The organism is Isoptericola sp. NPDC055881, assembly GCF_053615895.1.
Window position 1 is genome coordinate 1 of sequence record NZ_JBSHCR010000042.1, and the last position, 21,742, is coordinate 21,742.

16 protein-coding genes are annotated in these 21,742 nt (G+C 75.0%); 5 read left to right on the plus strand and 11 right to left on the minus strand.

Features of this window, described 5'->3' with window-relative positions; translation table 11 throughout:
* Positions 1–57 precede the first annotated feature (57 nt).
* Positions 58–1,224 carry a hypothetical protein gene (locus tag ACWGKI_RS13490; RefSeq protein ID WP_452187636.1) on the minus strand — a complete coding sequence of 389 codons (1,167 nt, stop codon included), beginning with the start codon at positions 1,222–1,224 and terminating at the stop codon, positions 58–60.
* Positions 1,225–1,488: 264 nt separating this feature from the next.
* Between ACWGKI_RS13490 and pepN the strand changes: the two genes are divergently transcribed.
* The gene (pepN, locus tag ACWGKI_RS13495) at positions 1,489–4,053 is read left to right on the plus strand and encodes an aminopeptidase N (protein ID WP_452187638.1); all 2,565 of its coding nucleotides are present in this window, start codon (positions 1,489–1,491) and stop codon (positions 4,051–4,053) included.
* Between the two features lie 142 nt (positions 4,054–4,195).
* On the opposite strand, the gene malQ is transcribed toward pepN, so the two are convergent.
* Positions 4,196–6,538 (minus strand): 4-alpha-glucanotransferase, encoded by a 2,343-nt coding sequence (malQ, locus tag ACWGKI_RS13500; protein ID WP_380244140.1) that lies wholly within the window; start codon positions 6,536–6,538, stop codon positions 4,196–4,198.
* 108 nt (positions 6,539–6,646) lie between these two features.
* Here malQ and ACWGKI_RS13505 point away from each other — a divergent pair, with 108 nt between their 5' ends.
* Positions 6,647–7,696: a mechanosensitive ion channel family protein gene (locus ACWGKI_RS13505; protein ID WP_380244141.1), complete on the plus strand. Its 1,050-nt coding sequence runs from the start codon at positions 6,647–6,649 to the stop codon at positions 7,694–7,696.
* A 29-nt stretch (positions 7,697–7,725) separates the two neighbouring features.
* Here ACWGKI_RS13505 and ACWGKI_RS13510 read toward each other — a convergent pair whose 3' ends face one another.
* The gene (locus ACWGKI_RS13510; protein WP_380244142.1) at positions 7,726–7,974 is read right to left on the minus strand and encodes a glucose PTS transporter subunit EIIB; all 249 of its coding nucleotides are present in this window, start codon (positions 7,972–7,974) and stop codon (positions 7,726–7,728) included.
* Positions 7,975–8,078: 104 nt separating this feature from the next.
* On the opposite strand from ACWGKI_RS13510, the gene ACWGKI_RS13515 reads away from it, so the two are divergent.
* From ACWGKI_RS13515 to ACWGKI_RS13525, 3 genes are read left to right on the plus strand one after another with little or no spacing between them, the layout of a single operon-like run.
* Positions 8,079–8,486, plus strand: coding sequence for a globin (locus ACWGKI_RS13515; protein ID WP_452187641.1), 408 nt, complete (start codon positions 8,079–8,081; stop codon positions 8,484–8,486).
* A gap of 40 nt (positions 8,487–8,526) precedes the next feature.
* On the plus strand, positions 8,527–9,450 hold the full coding sequence (locus tag ACWGKI_RS13520) for an acyl-CoA thioesterase (RefSeq protein ID WP_380244144.1): 924 nt from the start codon (positions 8,527–8,529) through the stop codon (positions 9,448–9,450).
* A gap of 37 nt (positions 9,451–9,487) precedes the next feature.
* The gene (locus ACWGKI_RS13525) at positions 9,488–10,495 is read left to right on the plus strand and encodes a DNA topoisomerase IB (RefSeq protein WP_380244145.1); all 1,008 of its coding nucleotides are present in this window, start codon (positions 9,488–9,490) and stop codon (positions 10,493–10,495) included.
* Between the two features lie 48 nt (positions 10,496–10,543).
* Here ACWGKI_RS13525 and ACWGKI_RS13530 read toward each other — a convergent pair whose 3' ends face one another.
* The 8 genes from ACWGKI_RS13530 to ACWGKI_RS13565 form a co-directional block, all read right to left on the minus strand.
* Positions 10,544–11,047: an acyl-CoA thioesterase gene (locus tag ACWGKI_RS13530; RefSeq protein ID WP_452187644.1), complete on the minus strand. Its 504-nt coding sequence runs from the start codon at positions 11,045–11,047 to the stop codon at positions 10,544–10,546.
* A gap of 48 nt (positions 11,048–11,095) precedes the next feature.
* Positions 11,096–12,826 (minus strand): GTPase, encoded by a 1,731-nt coding sequence (locus tag ACWGKI_RS13535; RefSeq protein WP_452187646.1) that lies wholly within the window; start codon positions 12,824–12,826, stop codon positions 11,096–11,098.
* Positions 12,823–14,826 (minus strand): dynamin family protein, encoded by a 2,004-nt coding sequence (locus ACWGKI_RS13540; protein WP_452187648.1) that lies wholly within the window; start codon positions 14,824–14,826, stop codon positions 12,823–12,825. Before ACWGKI_RS13540 ends, ACWGKI_RS13535 begins: the two co-directional genes overlap by 4 nt.
* Positions 14,827–14,959: 133 nt before the next feature.
* Entirely contained in the window at positions 14,960–15,937 is a 978-nt protein-coding gene (locus ACWGKI_RS13545; RefSeq protein ID WP_452187650.1) for an aminoglycoside phosphotransferase family protein, read from the minus strand.
* A 108-nt stretch (positions 15,938–16,045) separates the two neighbouring features.
* On the minus strand, positions 16,046–17,728 hold the full coding sequence (ettA, locus tag ACWGKI_RS13550) for an energy-dependent translational throttle protein EttA (RefSeq protein WP_380244505.1): 1,683 nt from the start codon (positions 17,726–17,728) through the stop codon (positions 16,046–16,048).
* 136 nt (positions 17,729–17,864) lie between these two features.
* A complete protein-coding gene (gene ssb, locus ACWGKI_RS13555) occupies positions 17,865–18,392 on the minus strand; it encodes a single-stranded DNA-binding protein (protein WP_452187652.1) in 528 nt (175 codons plus the stop codon).
* 48 nt (positions 18,393–18,440) lie between these two features.
* Positions 18,441–20,030, minus strand: a complete 1,590-nt coding sequence (locus ACWGKI_RS13560) for a GTPase (RefSeq protein ID WP_452187654.1) — start codon at positions 20,028–20,030, stop codon at positions 18,441–18,443.
* Positions 20,027–21,688, minus strand: coding sequence for a GTPase (locus ACWGKI_RS13565; RefSeq protein ID WP_452187656.1), 1,662 nt, complete (start codon positions 21,686–21,688; stop codon positions 20,027–20,029). Before ACWGKI_RS13565 ends, ACWGKI_RS13560 begins: the two co-directional genes overlap by 4 nt.
* Positions 21,689–21,742: the final 54 nt, after the last annotated feature.

Below are 21,742 nucleotides of genomic sequence, written 5' to 3' on the forward strand. Positions count from 1 at the left end.
CCGCACGCGCGGTCGGCGGCCACCCCGGGTCTGCCAGAAGGCGTCGTGCCTTGAGCCCTAGCTCCGGCCGATGCCTGCCCGGGCGACGCTGAACCCCTTGCCCGTGGGGTCGTGCGTGCAGGTCACGCCCGTCTGCTCGCTCGTGCAGGTGAAGTCACCCTCGGTGACGGAGTCGCCGTAGGCGAGGACGTCGGCGCCACCCTTGGCCTTCTTCGGCTGCTCGTTCTTCGGCACGCACGGCAGGGCGACCTTCCCGGTGTCGTCGACCGACACCACGTAGCCCGTGGTCCCGTCGCAGCCGTCGACGGGTGCCGGCTGCTGGTCCAGCTGCGCGATGCCGCACGAGGCGCCGTCGGCGTAGATGCTGCAGGAGATGTTCTTCGACGGGGTGGCGAAGTGCGCCAGCGGCTCGCCCTGCATGGGCGCATCCTGCGACGCCGACACCGACGGGCTCGGCGTGGAGACCGCGTCGGCGTCCGCCGCGGGCGCGTTCGGCGACGACGAGGTCAGGATCTGGGCGGCGAACACCACCGCCACCACGATGAGGACGACGTCGACCGCGATGAACGCGATCCAGCCCGCCGAGAGCCGCCGGCGGCGCGGCGGCTCCGGAGGCGGGGGGACCGGGGCGCCGGTGGCGGCGTACGCCCCGCCCTGGGCCGACGGCACCGGAGCAGGAGCCGGAGCAGGCTGCGCGTAGACCGGCTGCTGCACCTGGGTCGCCGCGACGGACACAGCCGGGGGCGCCGCCTGCGCAGCGGGATATCCCGCCTGGTGCGTGGAGACCGGCGGGCTCGCGTAGGACGGCGGGTACCCCGGCTGCTGCCCGTACCCGGACGCCGGGATCTGCTGCGTCGGCTGGTACGCCGGCGCCCGGCTCGCCGTCTGGCCAGGGACCTGGCCCGGCATCTGACCCGGCGTCTGGCCCGGCGCCTGGCCCGACGCCGGGTACGCACCCGGCCGCGGCGCCGCGTCCGGCGGCGGGGGCACCGGAGCGTGCGCGGTCGCATGGCCGGTCGCATGGCCGGTCGCATGGCCGGTCCCGTTGCCGGGTGCTGCTGCCAGGTTCGGTGCGGTGACCTGCTGCAGCGGCACCCCGATCGTCGGGTCGCCCGCGGACGGGCTCTGGTACGCGGACGCGACGCGGCGCACGCCGGCGGCCGGCGGCACGCTCGGCGGCCTGCCGTCGGGCCCCGGCGGGGGCGGCGGTACGGTGCCGGACATCTGGACTCCCTCCAGTGACTCCTCGGGCGTCGTCGAGCGGTGTGCCGGGCACCCTCGCCGCGACGACGCACCGGGCAGGATGTCACGATCCGGTCTCGGCGGTCGAACCCGCTCCCGCAGCCCGCCCCGCGGGAGGGCTGCCTGCACCCCTTCGGCCGGACGACGGGGGAAAACCGTGCCTCGGCCCGGGCGCGAGGTGGCATCATCGTGCGCGAGCCTGCGCGCCCATCACGCGCGGCACCATCTTGAGACGAGGGAGAACCCGTGCCCGGAGAGAACCTGACCCGCGCCGAGGCGATCGAGCGCGCCGACGTCGTCACCGACGTCGAGGCGTACGCGATCGACCTCGACCTCACCACCGGACCGACCACGTTCGCGTCCACCACCGTCATCCGGTTCTCCGCGACCCCCGGTGCGAGCACGTTCGTCGACCTGGTCGCGCCGTCCGTGCGCGAGGTCGTGCTCAACGGCCGTGCCCTGGACCCGGCCGAGGTGTTCGCCGACTCCCGCATCGCGCTGAGCGACCTGGCCGCGCAGAACGAGCTGCGCGTCGTCGCCGACTGCGCCTACACGAACACCGGCGAGGGGCTGCACCGCTTCGTCGACCCGGTCGACGGCGAGGTCTACCTCTACACGCAGTTCGAGGTGCCCGACGCGCGTCGCGTCTTCGCCACGTTCGAGCAGCCCGACCTCAAGGCGCCCTTCCAGGTGACCGTCACGGCCCCTGCCGCCTGGGAGGTCGTGTCGAACCAGCCGACGCCGGAGCCCGCCCCCGCCACGCACGCGACGGACGCCGGCGTCGAGACCGCCACATGGGCCTTCGAGCCGACGCCGCGCATCTCGTCCTATCTCGTGGCCCTGGTCGCCGGCCCGTACGCCGTCGAGCGCGGCGAGCTCACCTCGTCGGACGGGCGCACCATCCCGCTCGGCGTGTTCTGCCGCTCCTCGCTGGCCGAGCACCTCGACGCGGACTACATCATGGAGACGACGCGCAAGGGCTTCGAGTTCTACGAGTCGACGTTCGGCGTGCCGTACCCGTTCGACAAGTACGACCAGCTGTTCGTGCCCGAGTACAACATGGGCGCGATGGAGAACCCGGGCTGCGTGACGTTCACCGAGTCCTACGTCTTCCGCTCCCAGGTCACGGACGCCATCCGCGAGCGCCGTGTCGTGACGATCCTGCACGAGCTGGCCCACATGTGGTTCGGCGACCTCGTCACGATGAAGTGGTGGAACGACCTCTGGCTCAACGAGTCGTTCGCCGAGTACGCGTCCACCCTCGCCACCGCCGAGGCCACCGAGTGGGAGGCCGCCTGGACCACGTTCTCCGCGATGGAGAAGACGTGGGCGTACCGCCAGGACCAGCTGCCCTCGACGCACCCGATCGTCGCGGAGATCCGCGACCTGGAAGACGTCCAGGTCAACTTCGACGGCATCACCTACGCCAAGGGTGCGTCGGTGCTCAAGCAGCTCGCGGCGTGGGTCGGTCGCGACGAGTTCCTCTCCGGGGTCTCCGCGTACTTCCGCAAGCACGCCTGGTCCAACACGGAGCTGCGTGACCTGCTCGTCGAGCTCGAGGCCACCAGCGGCCGCGACCTCGCCGCGTGGTCGGCGGCATGGCTGGAGACGGCGGGCGTCAACACGCTCCGCCCGGAGATCGCGGTCGACGCCGAGGGACGCATCAGCGGCTTCGCGGTGCTGCAGTCCGCGCCCGCCGACTACCCGACCATCCGTCCGCACCGCCTCGGCATCGGCTGCTACGACCTCGTGGACGGCGCCCTGGTGCGCACGCACCAGGTCGTCATCGACGTGGACGGCGAGCGCACCGAGGTGCCGGAGCTGGTCGGCCGTGAGCGCCCCGCGCTCGTCCTGCTCAACGACGAGGACCTCGCATACGCGAAGATCCGCCTCGACGACGACTCGCTCGCGGTCGCCGTTGAGCACCTCTCCCGGATCTCCGACCCCCTGGCCCGCTCGCTCGTCTGGGGCTCGGTCTGGGACGCGGTGCGCGACGGCGAGACGCCGGCGTCCGCGTACGTCGACCTCGTGCTGGGGAACATCGCCGCCGAGACGGAGTCGACGACCGTCCGCACGACGATGAACCAGCTCGGCCTGGCCGCCCGCTCCTACGTGGCACCGGAGCGCCGGGCGGCGACGCTCGCGCGCATCGGCGACCGGCTCTGGGCGCTCGCCCAGGGGGCTGACGCGGGGTCCGACCTGCAGCTGCAGCTCGTCAAGTTCTTCGCGGCGCTGGCCACCACGGCCGACCACGTCGCGCCGCTGCGCGGGCTGCTCGACGGGACCGTCGCCCTCGACGGGCTCACCGTGGACACCGACCTGCGGTGGGAGCTGCTCGAGAGCCTGGTGCTGCTCGGGGCGGCCGACACGGCCGAGATCGACGCCGCGCTCGCGCAGGACGACACGGCCACCGGCCGCCAGGCGGCGGCCCGGGCACGCGCCGCCCAGCCGACCGTGGAGGGCAAGGAGGCCGCGTTCGCCTCGGTCGTCGACCAGGCCGACGTCCCGAACGCGATCATCCGGTCGACCGCCGCGGGCTTCGTGCACGTGACCGACCCCGCGGTCCTGGAGCCGTTCGCCGCCCGCTACGTCGACGCGCTGCTGCCGATCTGGACCACGCGCAGCTACCACATCGCCGAGGAGCTCATCGAGGGCCTCTACCCGGCGCCGCTCGCATCGACCGTGCTGCGTGACGCCGTCCGCGGCTGGCTGGACGCCCACGCCGACGCACCGGCCGCCCTGCGCCGGATGGTCGTCGAGCAGCTGGCCGGGACGGAGCGCGCCCTCGCCGCGCAGGCCGTCGACGCCTGATCGGGTCAGAGCGCGCGTCGCACCGAGACCGAGCAGAACCTCGGCACTCGGTGCGGCGCGCGCTCCGTCGTCGTGACGCGCACTACCTCGGATTGGCACGTACTACCTCGGCGAGGTGCGCACTACCTCGGCGAGGTGAGTACTACCTCGCCGTGCGGACGGCCTGGACCAGGGAGCGCAGGCGCGCGTTGTCGAACAGGTCGTCCACGAGGACGAGGTTGCCGGTCCCGTCGGCCAGCGGCACCTTCCAGTTCGGGTACTCCTGGTCGGTTCCCGGCTGGTTCTGCGTCCGGCGCTCGCCGACGGCGTCGGTGAGCTGCACGCCCACGAGCGCGGCCGGCGACCGGCGCAGGTAGCGGTGCAGCCCCTCGACGATCTCCCGCTCCGACGGGTGGTCGCCGACCAGCCCGCGCATGGCGAGGGCCAGCACGATGGAGTCCCGCTCGGCCCGAGCGGCACCGCGCAGCTCCTGCGCGTCGTCGGAGAGCAGGCCGAGGCGCTCGCGCAGGTCCACGTGCTCGCCGGCGAGGTACCCCGCGGCCGGCGGCATGTCGTGCGTGCCGACGGAGGCGAGCGACGCGCGCCGGTACTTCTCCGGCTCCAGCGGACGGCCGTCCTCCTTCTCGAACCACAGCACCGACGTGCCGAGGATGCCGCGCGCGGCGAGCTCGTCACGCACCCACGGCTCGAAGACCCCGAGGTCCTCCCCCACGACGACGGCGCCTGCCCGGCGCGCCTCCAGGCAGAGGATCCCGACGAGCGCCTCGTGGTCGTACCGCACGTACGCGCCGGCAGACGGCTCCGACCCCTCCGGGACCCACCACTGCCGGAACAGCCCGAGCACGTGGTCGACCCGGAGGGCGCCCGCGTGCCGCAGCACCGTGCGCAGCATGTCCCGGTACGGGGCGTACCCGGCGCGCGCGAGCGCGCGCGGGTTCCACGGCGGCTGCGACCAGGCCTGCCCGCGCTGGTTGTACATGTCCGGGGGCGCGCCCACGGAGACCCCGCGGGCGAGCACGTCCCGGTGGGCCCAGGCGTCGGCGCCCTCGGGGTGCGCCCCCACGGCCAGGTCGTGCATGATGCCGATCCGCATCCCGGCCTCGCGGGCCACGCGCTGGGCGGTCTGCTTCTGCTCGTCCGCCACCCACTGGAGCCAGACGTAGAACTCGACGCGCTCGGCCAGCTTCTCGCGCAGCGCGGCGACGGCGGGCGACGCCGGGTCCCCGAGCTGGTCGGGCCGCGGACGGGTGCCGAGGTGCTCGACGATCGCGCACCAGGTGGCGAAGTCGCGCAGGCCGGTGCCCTCGCCGGCCACGAACTCGTCGTAGGCCGCCTGCCGTGCGGCGCGCCTCGGCGCGGTGAACACGACCTCGAGTGCCGCCTTCTTGGCCTCCCACACGGCGTCGCGGTCGATCGCGCCCGGGTCGGCGACGAGGTCGCGCACCGGGTCGGCCGCCCACTCCACGAGCGACCGGTCCGCCGCCGACAGGTATGCCGTCTCGGGGATGTCCTCCACCCGCACGTACAGCGGGCTGAGGAAGCGTCGGCTCGTCGGCAGGTACGGCGACGGGGTGACGGGCGTCACCGGCTCCGTGGCCGACAGCGGGTTCACGCCCACGAAGTCCGCTCCGCCCCGGTGCGCGGTCAGCCACGCGAGGTCCGCGAGGTCGGCGAGGTCGCCCACGCCCCACGACGTGCGGGAGCGGACCGAGTACAGCTGGACGAGGAAGCCCCACCACTGGTCGTCCTCGAGCCCGGCCGGCAGCTCCAGGCGGCGGGGGGTGACGACCACGGTCGCGCGGGTCTCGTGCCCCTCCGTGAGGGCGTACAGGGCGTGCCACCCCAGCGGCAGGTCCGGGGGCAGCGCGAAGGTGGCCCGGCCCACCCGGCGCCCGTCGACCGTGCGCGGCTCGACGAACACGTCGAGCTGCTCCAGGTCGCGGCGCGGGCGCACCGCGTGCTCGCGCGCCGCAGGCTCCGCACCGTCCACCTCGAGCCACACGTGCACGGCCGCGCCGTCCGTGACGTGCACCGGCACCTGCGCGCTGTCGCCCTCGCGCACCACGACCGTGGGCGGAAGCACCGTGCGCCACTCGTCGTCGCGCGCCCGCTGCAGGCTGTGCGTGACCTGCTGCGCGGAATCGGCCGGCACGCCCAGCGCGCCGAGGAGCGCGACGAGCGTCGACGCCGGTGCCTGGACCGTCTCGCCCCCGAAGCCGTGGTGCTCGGCGAGCACGCCGTGCGCCTCGGCGAGCTCGCGCAGCGCGGCGTCCGGCACGTCGGTCGCGGCAGCTTCCGGCGACGGCGACGCTGCCGGGGCCTCGTCCTGGATCTCGGCCTGGTCCTCCCCCGGGTCGTCGGGCGCCTCGTCCGCGGGCACGGCGGGCGTGCCGGACGGTGAGCCGGAGGACGACCCGGCCGCCTCGGGTGCGTCGGTGCGCACGTCGTCGGGCGTCTCGTCCGGGGTCGGCATGTCCTTGCTCACGGGAACGATCCTGCCATCCCCGGCGCGACCAGGTGGTCCGCCCACGCGGCGCCCTCGTGCGACGGGCGCACGTTTCGTCGTGACGGCCCCTCTCGTTACCGTGGTCGGATGACTCCCGCGATCCACGCCCTCCGGACCGCTGCCCCGGCGGTGGTGAGCCCTGACCCGACCCCGACCGACACCGGCATCGTGGAGCAGGGCCTCGACGCGACGGTTGATGCGGGCAGCGCCTTCTGGGACTGGTTCACCAGCTGGCCGCTGCACATCCTCATCATCCTGGCGATCGGCGGGGTCGTGCTGGCGCTGCTGCGCCGGGTGATCGGGCACGTCACGGAGCGCATCGCCACCGGGGCCGGCACGAAGACCACGGAGGGCCCGGAGTCCGCGACCGCGTGGCGCCGGTACCTCAACCGGGCGCCCTTCGTGGAGGACGCGCTGGCGATGGGCAACCCGCTCGCCAAGCAGCGGCGGGCGCAGCGGGCGCGCACGGTGGGGTCCGTGCTGCGGTCCTCCGCCAACGTCGTGGTCGGCACGATCATGCTGCTGATGATCCTGCAGGAGGTGGGCGTCAACGTCGCCCCGCTGATCGCGTCGGCCGGGGTGGTCGGCATCGCGATCGGCTTCGGCGCCCAGGCGCTGGTGAAGGACTTCATCTCCGGCATCTTCCTGCTGGTCGAGGACCAGTTCGGCGTGGGGGACGTCGTCGACCTCGGCTCCGGTGCCGTCGGCACCGTCGAGGAGGTCCAGCTGCGGGTGACGCAGGTCCGCGCGTTCGACGGCACCCTCTGGTACGTGCGCAACGGCGAGATCCTGCGCGCCGGCAACCTCACCCAGCAGTGGTCACGGGCCGTCGCCGAGGTCCGCGTCCCTGTGGACGCCGACGTCGAGGTGGTGCGCGCCGCGCTCGGGCGGGCGGCGGACGCCGTGCAGGCCGACCCGGAGCTCTCCGCGCTCCTCCTGGAGGCGCCCGCGATCCGCGGCGTGGACGCCGTGAGCGACATCTCGATGACGTTCACGCTGCACGCCCAGACGCGCCCCGGGGACCAGTGGACGGTCATGCGCGAGCTGCTGCGCCTCGCCCAGGGCGAGCTCCGGCAGGCCGGCGTCCTGCAGACCTCCGTGCCCGACGAGCACGCCCTGCTCGACGACGGCGCCTGAGGCGCCCGGCGGGCCGTCCGACCCGAGCCTCAGGGCACGAGCAGCGGGTCCAGCTGCGCGGCCAGCTCGTCGGCCTCCGGGCCGACGATGACCTGCACCACACGGCCCGAGCGCACCACGCCGAACGCGCCCGACGCCTTGAGCCCCGGCTCGTCCACGAGGGCCGGGTCGCTCACCTCGACCCGCAGCCGGGTGATGCAGGGCTCGAGCTCGACGACGTTCCGGCTTCCGCCGAGCGCCGCGAGGATGTCGTCAGCCTTGTTCGAGGCGATGGTCATGGGGGCCTCCCGTGGAGTGCGTCGTTGCAGGTCCGTGACCAGCCTAACCCGCCGGGCGTCCGCGCGGGAGGAGCAGCACCCCCGAGGTCTGGGAAGATGGCCCGGTGACGGACCAGACTTCACCCGCCGCACCGGCGCAGACGTTCTACGACGCCGTCGGCGGTCACCCCACCTTCGAGCGCCTCGTCAACGTGTTCTACGAGGGTGTCGCGACCGACGAGGTGCTGCGTCCCATGTACCCCGAGGAGGACCTCGGTCCCGCGAAGGTGCGGCTCACGCTGTTCCTCGAGCAGTACTGGGGCGGGCCCACGACGTACAGCCAGCAGCGCGGCCACCCGCGCCTGCGCATGCGGCACGCGCCGTTCAAGGTCAACCCGGACGCGCGTGACCGTTGGCTGCGCCACATGCGCACCGCCGTCGACTCCCTGGGCCTGGCACCGCTGCACGAGTCCCAGCTGTGGGACTACCTGGAGCGCGCGGCGTTCAGCATGATCAACACGTTCGACGAGTGACACCGACCCCACCGGCACCACGACCCACCCTGGAGTGCGCGTGAGCGAGACGTCCACCACCGTCCCCACCCCGGCCGGCATCCCCGACGCCCTGGACCGGCTGCTGTCGGCGCTCGACCTGCGCGAGGTCGACGGCTGGGGGCCGCGCGGCGAGGACGACCTGTGGCGCGGGGACAGCGTGCCCGGCCCGGCCCGCCGCGTGTACGGCGGCCAGGTCCTCGCCCAGGCCCTGCTGGCGTGCGGGCGCACGGTCGAGGACGACCGCCTGCCGCACTCGCTGCACGCGTACTTCCTGCGCGAAGGCACCCTGGACACCCCGATCGACTTCGCCGTCGAGCGGCTGCGGGACGGCCGGTCGTTCAGCGCCCGCCGCACGCACGCCATCCAGCACGGCAAGCCGATCCTGTCGCTGACGGTGTCGTTCCAGGTGGACCAGCCCGGCTACGAGGCCGCCGAGCCCGCACCGCAGGACGTGCCCGCGCCCGAGGACGTCACGTCGGCCATCGAGATGCTCGAGGGCATCGACCACCCGGCGGCGAAGTTCTGGTCGCACGAGTCGGCGTTCGACCTGCGGCACGTCGGGGGCTCGCTGTACCTCGGCCCCGACCCGGAGCCGAAGCCGACGCAGCAGGTGTGGGTGCGGGCCCGGCACGCCATCGAGTCCGACGACCGCATGCTGCACCGCGCGCTGCTCGCCTTCGCCTGCGACCAGGTGATGCTCGAGCCGGTGCTGCGCCAGGCCGGGAAGTCGTGGACCGACGTGGGCGGCACGGTGCCGATGGCGAGCCTCGACCACGCGATGTGGTTCCACCGCGACGCGCGCGCCGACGACTGGCTGCTGTACGTGCAGGAGTCGCCGGGGGCGCAGGGCGGGCGCGGTCTGGGGCTGGCCCGCGTCTACGACCGCGAGGGACGCCTGGTCGCCAGCATCGCCCAGGAGGGCATGGTCCGCCTGCCCGCGTGACGCTGCGGGAACGCCGCACCCGACGCACACTGTCGCCGTGCGTCTTCGCCGCGTCTCCGCGTCCTCGCCCGGCTACTCCCGCCGCAAGAAGGGCGACGACTGGGTCTTCCTCGACGTGACGGGCGTGCCGCTCGACGACGAGGCGGAGATCGCCCGCTGCACCCGGCTCGCCGTGCCGCCCGCCTGGTCGGACGTGTGGATCTGCCGGTACCCGGACGGCCACCTGCAGGCGTTCGGCCGGGACGAGGCCGGGCGAGGCCAGTACCTCTACCACGAGCAGTGGCAGGCGCGGCGCGCGCGGACCAAGTTCGACCACGTGCTCGACGTCGGACGCCGCCTGCCCGCGGCCCGGGCGGTGGTCACGCGCGACCTCGCCCAGCCGGGCATGGGGCGGCGCACCGTGCTCGCGCTCGCGTTCCGGCTGCTCGACGAGGCCTACTTCCGGGCCGGCGGCGAGATCTATGCGGCGCGGCACGGCAGCTACGGCCTGGCGACGATCCGCAAGGAGCACGCCACGGTCCGTCGGGACGGCAGCGTGCACTTCCGCTTCCCGGCCAAGTCGGGACAGCTGCGGGACGTGCTCGTCGAGGACGCGACCGTCGCCCGGCTCGTCACGACGCTGAAGCGCCGGCGCGGCGGTGTCGACCTGCTCGCCTGGCGCGACGAGGGAGGGCGTCGGGCCCGCTGGCACGACGTGACCAGCGCGGACGTCCAGGCCGGGGTCAAGGAACGCCTCGGGGAGGACGCGACGCCGAAGGACTTCCGCACGTGGCACGCCACCGTGCTCACCGCCCGCGCGCTGGCCGACGTCGGCCCCGCGCCGCGCTCCCAGGCCGCCTGTCGCCGGACCGTCGCCGCGATCGTCCGGGACGTGGCCGAGGAGCTCGGCAACACCCCGGCGGTGGCACGGTCGGCGTACATCGACCCGCGGCTGTTCGACCTGTGGACGCACGGGGAGACGATCGACGTCCCCGCCGGGGCGCCACGCTCTCGTGCGGAGCGCGCGGTCCTGGAGCTCCTCGGCGGGGGCCGCCGGGCCCGGTGACGGCCGGGGTTGCTCACCCCGCAGCCGCACCCCAGCCACCCCGCAGGTTCAGGCGCGGCGCCGGAACGCCACAGGCTCCTCGAGGTACGGCTCCCACGCGGCGCGCTCGTCCGCGGTCACCCGACGCGGCTTCCCGGTCGCGGCATCGACGACGACGATCGTCGTGGCGGCCTTGACGTACGGGGCGGCACCCGACGCCGGCGCCGTGCGCGGGAAGCCTCCCGGCGCGCCGTCGTGCACCTCGTAGCAGACCTCGAGGCTCGCACCGCCGATCGCACCGATCCACATCTCCACGCGCACCGGCGTCCGCGTGAACCCCAGCGGGCGCAGGTACTCGATCTGCTGGCCTGCGACGAAGGTGTGGGACGTGGCGTGCGGCCCGGTGTCGAGGATGGCGGTGGGCCACTCCTCGCCGTCCACCGCCTCGGCGTGGCGCCAGAACGCGGTGATGCGGGCGTCCTCGAGCAGCCCGAACATCGCGACGTTGTTGACGTGCTGGTAGGCGTCCAGGTCGGACCAGCGCAGCGGGACGGGGACGTGCAGACGGGTCATGGCTCGCATCGTCGCACGGCGCCCGACCCGGCCGGGAATCGGGGGCCGTCAGTCGGCGGCGATCGCCGCGGCGGCGCGGCAGCGGGCGAGCGCGCTCAGCTCGTCGCCCACCGGCACCCGCACCAGGCGGTCCGCGACGCCCGTGACCGACTCCCGCAGCCGACGGCGCACGCGGGCGGCGCGACGGCGCGCCCCCACGGCCGCGACCACCCGTGCCGCCAGCCCGAGGAGCAGGCCGAGCGCCAGCCCGCCGAGCGCCAGGAGCGTCGGCCAGGGCACCTCGAGCACGCCCCCGCCGGAGTCCGTGAGGTCCACGGTGAGCACCGGGAGGATCAACGGTGGCAGCCGGAAGTACTCGACCACGGCTGCGGCAGCGAGCCAGAGCAGGCCCACCACCGCGGCGGCGAGGAGCAGCCACTGCACGAACCCTGCGACGGCCCACCACCGCGGACGGCGAGCGGCCTCCAGCTGTGTCCCCACCACCGCCTGGTCCAGGTCCCCGGGCAGGCGGTCGATCGCGTCCTGCGCCCGCCCCCGCGCCACGAGCACCCACGGGTCGGGCGCGCCGTCGGTGACCTCGTCGACGTAGCGTCGCACCGCGGAGGCGGCCGCCGCCCGCACGGCGGGCCGCGTGGTGGGCAGGGAGCTGCGCACCAGGTCGGGTCGGTCGGGGGTGGCGCGGCCGGGAGCCCCGCCGGAGGCCCCACGGTCCGCGCCGCGGCGCAGGCCGAGGCGTCGTAGAGGGTCGCGCCGCAGGCGAGCGACCCACCGGGTCACCGGCCAGCCGGTGGCGAGGTGCGCGTCGCGCCGGTGGGCGGCGGCCACCGCGTCCGCGACGGTGGGCACTCCCGCCGCGTCCTCGAGTGCGTCGACCAGGGTGACCGCCGCCCGCTCCCCCGTCCGGGGCGCCGGGCCGGACCCGCAGGCGTCCGAGATCGCCTGGGCGGCGGCCCGGGCGTCCGCCGCCAGGCGCGCGGTGGCGGCCTCGCGGCGCGCCGCCGCCTCCGCGAGCAGCCCCTTGAGCTGGTCCGTCCCCTGTCCGGTCGCGGCCGAGAGGGCAAGGACGCGCGCCCCGTCCAGCCCGTCCGCGGCGACCAGCCGTCGCAGGTCGGCCAGCATCGCGTCCGTCTCGGCGGCGGACAGGCGGTCGACCTGGTTGAGCACCACCACGACGACCTCCGAACGGCCCGCCAGGGGCCGCAGGTAGCCCTCGTGCAGGGCTGCGTCGGCGTACTTCTGCGGGTCCACGACCCAGACCAGCAGGTCGGCCCGCTCCACGAGCCGCTCCGCCCGCAGCCGGTGCTCCACCACCACCGAGTCGTGGTCCGGCAGGTCCAGCAGGACGAGCCCGGTCGAGATGCCGGCAGGGGCCCGGCGGCCCCGCAGCCGCCCGAGCCCGCGCCGGGCCGGGCGCGCGGCGACGTCCTCGCCGTCGTCGGGCACGGCCATCTCCTGGCGGCGCTGCACCTCGAGCCAGTCGAGCAGCGGGCCGGCCCCGTCGCCCCACACGGCCGCGACCGGGTGGGAGGTCGTGGGACGACGCACGCCGACCGTCGCGATCTCGTCCCCGGCCACGACGTTGAGCACGCTCGACTTGCCGGACCCGGTCGCGCCCGCGAGTGCCACCACGGTGTGCTCGGCCGACAGCCCCCCGCGCTCCCGAGCCCGTGTGACGACGGCACGCGCCTCGTCGAGCATGTCGCGGTCCAGGCGACCGGTCGCTGAGGCGACCGCCGTCTCCAGCGCGGCCGTGCGGTCTGCGAGGTCGATCCGGCTCACTGCTCCCCCTCCTCGCCCGAGCGGGACCGCCTGCGCGACCACCAGCCGCCGCGGCGAGCGGAGGGCGGGGCAGCGTCGCCGGGCTCGTCCCGCTCCGGGCTCTCGGGCGGGCGCAGCGTCCCCGCCCCGCGCAGCAGGCCACCACTCCACGGGCGGGTCGCGCCCTCGTCCGGGACGGCGCGGGCGGCGCGCTCGGCGCGGGCTGCGGCGGCCACCTGGTGGGCGGCGTCGCGCACGCCCGCCGCACCGGTGTCCTGGGTGCCGAGCGCATCGAGCTGGGCGGTGTACCGCGCCGCCTGCCCCCGCAGCACCGTCTCGACCCGCGCCTGCAGCCGCTCCTTGGCCTGCGCCGCGAGCCGCCGCACCGCCTCGTCGCCGAACACGGCCTCGAGGAGCTTCTGCGCCACGACGGCCGTGCCGCCCGCGATGCCGATCTCCGCCCCGGTCAGCCCAGCCGTCGAGGCGAAGACGATGACCATGAGGCTCACGCCGAGCGCGTTGACGCCGAACGAGACCGCGCGCGCGGTGCCGCGCCGCGACTCGCCCTGCTCGCGCACCAGTGCCAGGACGTCGTCCTGCCAGCCGCGGATCTGCTCGGCGACCTCGGTGCGCAGCGCCGTGGGCACCCGGGCCAGGTCGAGCCCGTCCAGCAGCGCGGCCCCTGCGGCGTCGCCCCGCCACGCGGCGTAGGTGCGCTCGGCGGCCTGCTCGGCGGCGTCGAGGATGACGGACTCGAGGCCGTGCGCGATGGCCTGCTCCACCTGCGGGGCGTCCTTCGGCCGGCCCCGGAAGAACCGCACGACCGCGTCGCGCACCCGGCCCACCCCGGCCTCGACGGCCCGGAAGAACTCCCCGGTGCCGACGAAGTCCTGCCAGCGGGCCAGGACCTCGCCGCGCAGCAGCGCTCCGTCCGACGTCGCCGCCTCCACCTGCGTCAGGGCCTCCGCGTGGTACCGGCGCACCGCGTCGCGCAGCCGTGCGTCCGCCACCTGCTGCCCGTCGGCCGTCCCGGCGAGGGCGACGGCGCGCTGCACGAGGTCGTCCACCACGCCGTCCCGGGTGGCGGCGATGACGCGGGCGCGTGCCTCGGGGTCCCCGCCCAGCCCGGACAGCCAGGTCGCGACCTCCGCGACGGCGGCCTCGGGCAGCAGCCCGTCGACGAGGGCGTCCGGTCCTTGCTCCGCCGCCTCGGCGAGCACGAACACCCGTGCGTCCGCGAGCCCGTGCTCGGCGACCATGCGGCGCAGGTCGTCCGCCACGACCTCCGCTCCCGGGTCGACGCGGTCCAGCACGATCGCGACCTGCGCGCGGCGGCGGGCGGCCTGGCCGAGCAGGTCCCACGGGACGGCGTCCGCGTACCGGGCGGCCGTCGTGACGAAGAGCCACAGGTCCGCCGCCCCGAGGAGCTGTGCGGCAAGCTCCCGGTTCGCGATCTCGACGGAGTCGATGTCGGGGGCGTCGAGCAGGGCCAGGCCCTGTGGCAGCGCGTCGCTGGCGACCAGGCGGATCGCGGCGGCGCCGGACGCGTCCGGCCCGGACGGCCCGGACGTGGCGGGCTCCTTGGTGCCCGACCGGTCCGGCACGGTGCCCGCGGCGGTGACGCGCGCGAGCCCCGGCAGCACCCGGTCGGTCGTGAACCAGCGCGCGTCGAGCGGGTGGTGCACCAGCACCGGCGCGCGCGTCGTGGGGCGCAGGACGCCCGGCGCCGAGACGGGCTCGCCCAGCAGCGAGTTCACCAGCGTCGACTTCCCCGCCCCGGTGGAGCCGCCGACGACCACGAGCAGCGGGGCGCGCTCGGCGCGCAGGCGCGGCAGCAGGTAGTCGTCGAGCTGGTCCGTCGCCTGGTGCAGGTCGGTCCGGGCCGAGGCGACGCCCGGCGTCTCCAGGGGCAGGTGCATCGCGCCGAGGCGTGCGCGCAGCACCTGCAGCGCGTCGACGAGCTCCCGGGCGGCGGCCTCGTCCCGCGGTGCCGGGGCCGAGGTCGGGTCCGGGTCGGTCATGAGCCCAGTGTGCCTACCTCGGGCGATCCGCGCAGGGTTGACCTGTGACGATGCGCGCGCCCCGACGGCCTGCGGCGCCGTCCGTGGTCGAACGCGCCGGCGGTCCCACCCGTGTCGTCCGGCGCCGACCTGGTCAGTCCCCCAGGCGGCGGCGCAGCCAGGCGACGCACACCTCGCCCTGGGCCCTCTGGAACGCCCGGACGTGCGGGATGCCCGGGGGCGGCGGCTGCAGCGACGAGTGCACGAAGTATCCGGTGAGGGCCACGAGGTAGGCCGTGACGGCGTCCTCGTCCGTGCCCGCGGGCAGCGGGCGGAGGCGCAGGGCCTCCTCGGGCGGCGGCCCGCCCTCGAGGTGGACGGCGGGCAGCATGCCGACGAGGTCGCAGAACGCCGCACCGCGAGCGGCGTTCGGCCAGTCCACCGCCAGCGCCCGAGGGCCGCGGACCCCCGCCGGCGCGTCGACCAGCAGCGCGTTGTCACCACGGAGGTCGCCGTGCACCAGCACGGAACCCGTCACCGCGGCGGGCGCGTCCAGCTCGAGGGCCGCCAGCCGGTCGACGTGCTGCGCGAGCCACGGGTCGTAGGTCGCGAGCCCGGTCGGCCGCTCGGCCGCCAACCGGCCCGTGCGGTCCGTCGGCAGCTCGGTCTCGAAGTCCGGGAGCAGCCCCGGCGCGACCTGGTGCTCGGCCACGCCGGCGGCCAGCTCGAGGACGGCGCGCAGCTCCTCGTCGTGCCACGGGGTGCGCGGCGGGCGGGACGGCAAGGTCTCGAACGCGAGGGCCACCCAGCCGCCGTCGGGCCCGTCGCCGGTGCTGGGCACCTCCGTCGACCACAGCAGCCGCGGCGTGGGCACTCCGAGCGGCAGGAGCGCGGCCCGGCGCGCCTCCTCCCGGTACAGCCCGACCGTGTGCGGGTGCTCGGGGCCGACCGCCTTGACGAACACGGAGCCCTGCGCGGTGCGCAGCGTGGAGGCCAGTCCCTGGGAGTAGCCGCCGTCATGGCTGGCCCAGGCGGTGACCGTGGCGCCGAGGCGAGCCTCGACGGCCCCGCGCACGGGGGCGGGCAGGTCGGTCCAGGCAGGGCGGGCGCGGGTGGTCGGCGTCACGGTCACCGACGCAGTATCGCCGACGGCCGCGCGGGTGCCCTCCTCTTTTGCGCCCGCGAGAGCACGACGCCCCCGGCACCGCGCGGGTGCCGAGGGCGTCGTGGCGCACGCAGGTCAGTCGCGCGTGAGCTTGCGGTACGTCACGCGGTGCGGGCGCGCGGCGTCGGCGCCCAGGCGCTCGACCTTGTTCTCCTCGTATGAGGCGAAGTTGCCCTCGAACCAGTACCAGTTCGCCGGGTCCTCCTCGGTGCCCTCGTAGGCGAGGATGTGGGTCGCGACCCGGTCGAGGAACCAGCGGTCGTGCGAGACGACGACGGCGCAGCCCGGGAACTCGAGCAGGGCGTTCTCCAAGGAGCCGAGGGTCTCGACGTCCAGGTCGTTGGTCGGCTCGTCCAGGAGCAGCAGGTTGCCGCCCTGCTTGAGCGTGAGGGCGAGGTTGAGGCGGTTGCGCTCACCACCGGACAGCACGCCCGCAGGCTTCTGCTGGTCCGGGCCCTTGAAGCCGAACGACGCCACGTAGGCCCGGGACGGGATCTCGACGTTGCCGACCTTGATGAAGTCGAGCCCGTCGGAGACGACCTCCCAGAGCGTCTTCTTCGGGTCGATGCCGCCACGCGACTGGTCGACGTAGGAGATCTTCACGGTCTCGCCGACCTTGAGGTCGCCACCGTCCAGCGGCTCCAGGCCCACGATCGTCTTGAACAGCGTCGTCTTGCCGACGCCGTTCGGGCCGATGACGCCGACGATGCCGTTACGCGGCAGCGTGAAGCTGAGACCGTCGATGAGCTGGCGCCCGTCGAAACCCTTCTGCAGGTTGGTCGCCTCGAGGACGACGCTGCCCAGACGCGGACCCGCGGGGATCTGGATCTCCTCGAAGTCCAGCTTCCGCGTCCGCTCGGCCTCCGCCGCCATCTCCTCGTAGCGGGCCAGACGGGCCTTCGACTTCGTCTGCCGGCCCTTCGCGTTGGAACGCACCCAGTCCAGCTCGTCCTTCAGGCGCTTGGCGAGCTTGGCGTCCTTCTTGCCCTGCACCTCGAGGCGGGCCTGCTTCTTCTCCAGGTAGGTGGAGTAGTTGCCCTCGTACGGGTACAGACGGCCGCGGTCGACCTCGCAGATCCACTGCGCGACGTGGTCGAGGAAGTACCGGTCGTGCGTGACGGCGAGGACGGCGCCGGGGTAGGTCGCCAGGTGCTGCTCGAGCCACAGCACCGACTCGGCGTCGAGGTGGTTGGTCGGCTCGTCGAGCAGCAGCAGGTCCGGCTTCTCGAGCAGGAGCTTGCACAGCGCGACGCGACGGCGCTCACCGCCGGAGAGCACCTTGACGTCGGCGTCCGGCGGCGGGCAGCGCAGCGCGTCCATCGCCTGCTCGAGCTGCGAGTCGAGGTCCCACGCGTCGGCGGCGTCGATCTCCTCCTGCAGGGTGCCCATCTCGGCGAGCAGGGAGTCGAAGTCGGCGTCCGGCTCCGCCATGAGGGCGGAGATCTCGTTGAAGCGGTCGATCTTCGCCTTGATCGGGCCGACCGCCTCCTCGACGTTGCCCAGCACCGTCTTGTCGTCGTTCAGCGGGGGCTCCTGCAGCAGGATCCCGACGGTGTACCCCGGGGACAGCCGGGCGTCGCCGTTCGACGGCTGGTCGAGGCCGGCCATGATCTTGAGGATCGTCGACTTGCCGGCGCCGTTGGGGCCGACGACGCCGATCTTGGCGCCGGGCAGGAAGTTCAGCGACACGTCGTCGAGGATGACCTTGTCGCCGTGCGCCTTGCGCGCCTTGTACATGGAGTAGATGAACTCAGCCACTGGCTCTGCTTCCACCGTTCGATCGCGCGGAGAATTGGGGATTCGATCCGAAGACTGTCGAGGATTCGAAGGCTCCAGCGGGCACGCTGGAGGACCGGCATGGCGGCCGGTCCACCAGCCTACGCGACCCGGGCCCTCACACGCCGACCGGCACGGGATCCTCGGCCCCGGTCTGCTCCCCATCGGCCTCGTCGTCCGGCCCTCGACCCTCGGCCGCGGCGGCCCACGGGTCGGAGCCCGGCGGCCCGGGCTCGAGCGACGGGCCGCCCTCCTGCCCGGCCGCGTCGTCCGGCGCGGACCGGTCCACGACCCGCGTGAAGCGCGCCAGGCCCCGCGTCACGTCCGGGCCCACGGCCTGCGCGTCGATCACGAGCTGCCAGCGGTCGTTGCCGTCCTTGTCCGTCCAGTCCTCGGTGGACAACCGGCCGGTCACCACCACCGGGTCCCCCTGCGCCAGGGACTCCGCCACGTTCCGGGCCCCGCTGCGGAAGGACTTCACGGTGAACCAGAGCGTCTGGCCGTCCGACCACTCTCCGTTGCGCGGGTCGCGCACCCGGCGCGTGCTCGCGACCCGGAACGTGGTCCACTCCACGCCGTTCGGCGACCGGTGCAGCGCGGGTCTCGTCCCGACGAATCCGTTGACGGTGATGCTGACCTCGTTCATGCGCTCCTCCTGGGCTCCGCGCCGGCGGACGCCGGCGTGCCCCCAGGATCAGTCGCGCGACGTCCGGCTGGTTCCCTGCCTGGGCGCGTCTGTGGACGACGCCGAGAGCTCGGCGCCTGTGGGCAGCCTCAGGGACCCGGTGAGCGGCCGCGACGTCGGCAGCTCGGTCGCTGCCTGCGCGAGCTCGCGCACCCGGCGGTGCTCGACGAGCAGGCGCTGGGTCGGCTCGCCGAGCCCCTCGGACAGCACGCGCTCCAGTGCGGCGCGCCCGGCGGTCGCCACCGCCTGCTCCCGGCGGCGTGCGAGCGCGCGCCGCGCTGCGGCCGAGGCGAGCACCACGGCGACGGCAGCGACCGCGAGGACGCCCGCCGCACCGAGCACGACGCCGGGCCACGGCGAGGCGAGCTCCAGCACGCCGGTCAGCGCGAGCACGCCCACGACCGCCGCCACCGCGGCAAGACCGCCCAGCACCCACCCGGTGCGGCGCAGCGTGCGCGCCGAGGACGGGCCGCGGGTGTCGAGAACGACCCCCCGCAACGCGCCCGCGACCGACGTGCGCAGCTGGTCCGCCCCGGCGACCGACGCCGCGAGCGAGCGCTGCCAGCCCGGGCGCAGCGACGCTCCCGCCCGGGTGAGCCAGCGCGCCCGGGACAGCGCGACCGCGTCGCGGTCCGGCGGCGGGACCTCGGGGCGGCCGTAGCCGTTGCGCACGGCGTTGCCCACCTGCGTGGCGACGGCGTCCAGCCCGGTGGCGGCGACGAGGGCGTCCAGCTCGCGCTCCACCGCCGGGCCCATCTGCCACGGCACCTCCGCGGGCGTCTGCGCCAGGAGCAGGCGGGCCGCGGAGTCGAGCTCCGCCGCCGCGCGCCCGGCGGCGACGGACCGCCGCGAGCAGGCCTCCTCCAGGATCCGCCGCACCCGGTCGATCCCCTCGCCGGTACGCGCGGACACGCCCTGCACGTACACGCCCGTGAGCCCGTCGTCCTCGAGCAGGCGCGCCAGGTCGGCGAGCAGGTTCTCGCGCTGCGTGTCCGGCACGGTGTCGACCTGGTTGAGCAGCACGACCATCGACGACTCCGAGCCGACGGAGTCGCGCAGGTAGCCGGAGTGCAGCGCGTCGTCCGCGTACTTCTGCGGGTCCACCACCCACACCAGCAGGTCGACCAGCGGCAGCACGCGGTCCACGACGTCCCGGTGCGCCGGCTCGACGGAGTCGTGGTCCGGCAGGTCGAGGAGCACCAGCCCGGCGAGCTTCTCCTCGTCCTCGCCGTCGAGCTCGCCGCCCTGGGTGATGCGCCGCTCGCGGTCCACCCCGACCCAGTCGAGCAGCGCCTCCGCGTCGTCGGACCACGAGCAGGCGGTGACCCGCGCCGTCGTGGGGCGCTTCACGCCGACGTCGGCGAAGCTCAGCCGCGACACCTTGTTGAACAGGCTCGACTTGCCCGAGCCGGTGCCGCCCGCGAACGCCACCACCGTGTGGTCGACACCGAGCGCGAGCCGCTGGCGCACGCCCTCCACCGCGGCCGTGACGCGCGTCGAGGTCGCGTCGTCGAGGCGAGGACCGGCGATCTTGAGCGCCTCGGCGAGGTCCTCGGTGCGGGCACGCAGGGTCGCGTCGTGGGTCGGGCTCTCGGTCATGTCAGCCTCCTGAGCTCGGCGAGCCGCACGCGCAGCCCCGCGGCCGCGTCGTCGGCGGGTTCGGACGGCGCGATGCGGTCCAGCACGGCCTGCACCTCCGCGTCGACGACGGCGGCCGCGCGGTCGCCGAGGTCCTCGCGCAGCGCGGAGACGGGGTCGTCTGCCCCGTCCCCGAGGACCCGGTCCAGGAGGCGGGCCGCGTCGTCGCTGCCGGCGGCGGAGGCCAGGAGCAGCGTCGCCAGGCCCCGCGGCCCGAACGCCTTCGCGGCAGCCTCGACGCGCGCGGTCGGCGACCCGGCGAGCAGGTCCGTGACGAGGGTGTCGGCATGCTCGGCCCACCCCGCGACGCGCCCGGGCACGTCCGCCTCGCGGGCCGCTGCGCGCGCGGCGCCGTCGGGGACCACCGCCTCGCCGCCGGCGGGCGCGCCCGGCCCGGCGAGGACGGCGCGCAGCCGCTCCTCGACCCGGGCCCCCGAGGCCGCGAGCGTGCGGGCCGCGGCGTCGACGACGTCGGACCGCAGCCCGTCGAGCGCCGCCTCGCGCGCCCGCCCGGCACGGCGGCTGCTGCGTGCGCGGTCGCCGCGCACCTTGACACGGTCGACGCCGGCGGTGCCGGAGAGCTCGCGCCACCGGGCCTCGACGGACGCCCCGGCCACGACACCCGCGGCGACGGCGTCGCGGGCGAGCCGCTCGGCCGCCGGGATCTCCTCCTCCGCCCGGCGCCGGAGCACGAGCGCCGCCTCCTGCTGCGCGTCCAGCGCGTCCGCGAGCGACGTGACCCACCCGGGCAGCGCCCCCAGCGCGCCCTTGAGGGTCCGCACGACCACGGCCCGCGACCGGTCCGGGCCCGCCAGCATGGAGAGCCAGCGACGCACGGGCGCCACGACCGCCGGGTCGAGCATGCCCTCGTGCGGACCGACGTCCGGGATCACGAAGAGCGGCACGTTTGTCATGCCGTGCTCGCGCAGACGCTGCATGAGGTCGCCGCGCACCGTGGTGAGCGTCTCCTTCGGCACACGGTTGAGCACCATCGCCACGGACGCTCCCCGTTCGGTCGCCCGGCCGAGCGCGTGCCACGGCAGGGCGTCGCCGTAGCGGGCGGCCGTCGTGACGAAGAGCCAGAGGTCGGCGGCCTCGAGCAGCTGCTGCGCCGTGGACCGGTTCTGCTGCACGAAGGAGTCCAGGTCGGGGGCGTCCAGCAGGGCGGTGCCGCGCGGCACACCCTCGTGGGCCACCACGCGCGACAGCTCGGTGACCGGCCCGGACGTCATCACGTCGGCGTCCGCCGGGTGGTGGGCCAGCACGGGCTCCCGCGTCGTGGGACGCAGCACCCCGGCCTCGGAGACGGCCTCGCCGAGCAGCGAGTTGTACAGGGTGGACTTGCCCGCCCCGGTCGACCCTGCCACGACGACGACAGCCGGCGAGGACAGCTCCTTCAGCCGGGGCAGCAGGTGCTCGTCGAGCTGGGCCAGCAGCCGGTCCCGGGAGGCCGCAGCCTCCTCGGCGCCGTCGATCGGCAGCGGGAGCTCCACGGCGGCGACGTCACGCCGCAGGTCGCGGGCGACGTCGTGGACGGTGACGCCGATCTCCTCGCTCGCCCCCGCGTCCTTGCGGCTCGCGGCGCGGCGCGAGGCGCGGGTTTCCAGGGAAGGTGTCACGGGCACATCCTTCCCGCTGGGGCGTTCCGTGCCAAACGCGCGCGCCGCACGAAG

Bases quoted from the DNA above. Each gene is read 5' to 3' on its own strand.
- ACWGKI_RS13540 (WP_452187648.1), bottom strand. From the start codon at position 14,826: ATGACCGACCCGGACCCGACCTCGGCCCCGGCACCGCGGGACGAGGCC.
- ACWGKI_RS13560 (WP_452187654.1), bottom strand. From the start codon at position 20,030: ATGACCGAGAGCCCGACCCACGACGCGACCCTGCGTGCCCGCACCGAG.
- ACWGKI_RS13510 (WP_380244142.1), bottom strand. From the start codon at position 7,974: ATGACCATCGCCTCGAACAAGGCTGACGACATCCTCGCGGCGCTCGGC.
- ACWGKI_RS13530 (WP_452187644.1), bottom strand. From the start codon at position 11,047: ATGACCCGTCTGCACGTCCCCGTCCCGCTGCGCTGGTCCGACCTGGAC.
- ACWGKI_RS13505 (WP_380244141.1), top strand. From the start codon at position 6,647: ATGACTCCCGCGATCCACGCCCTCCGGACCGCTGCCCCGGCGGTGGTG.
- ACWGKI_RS13490 (WP_452187636.1), bottom strand. From the start codon at position 1,224: ATGTCCGGCACCGTACCGCCGCCCCCGCCGGGGCCCGACGGCAGGCCG.
- ssb (WP_452187652.1), bottom strand. From the start codon at position 18,392: ATGAACGAGGTCAGCATCACCGTCAACGGATTCGTCGGGACGAGACCC.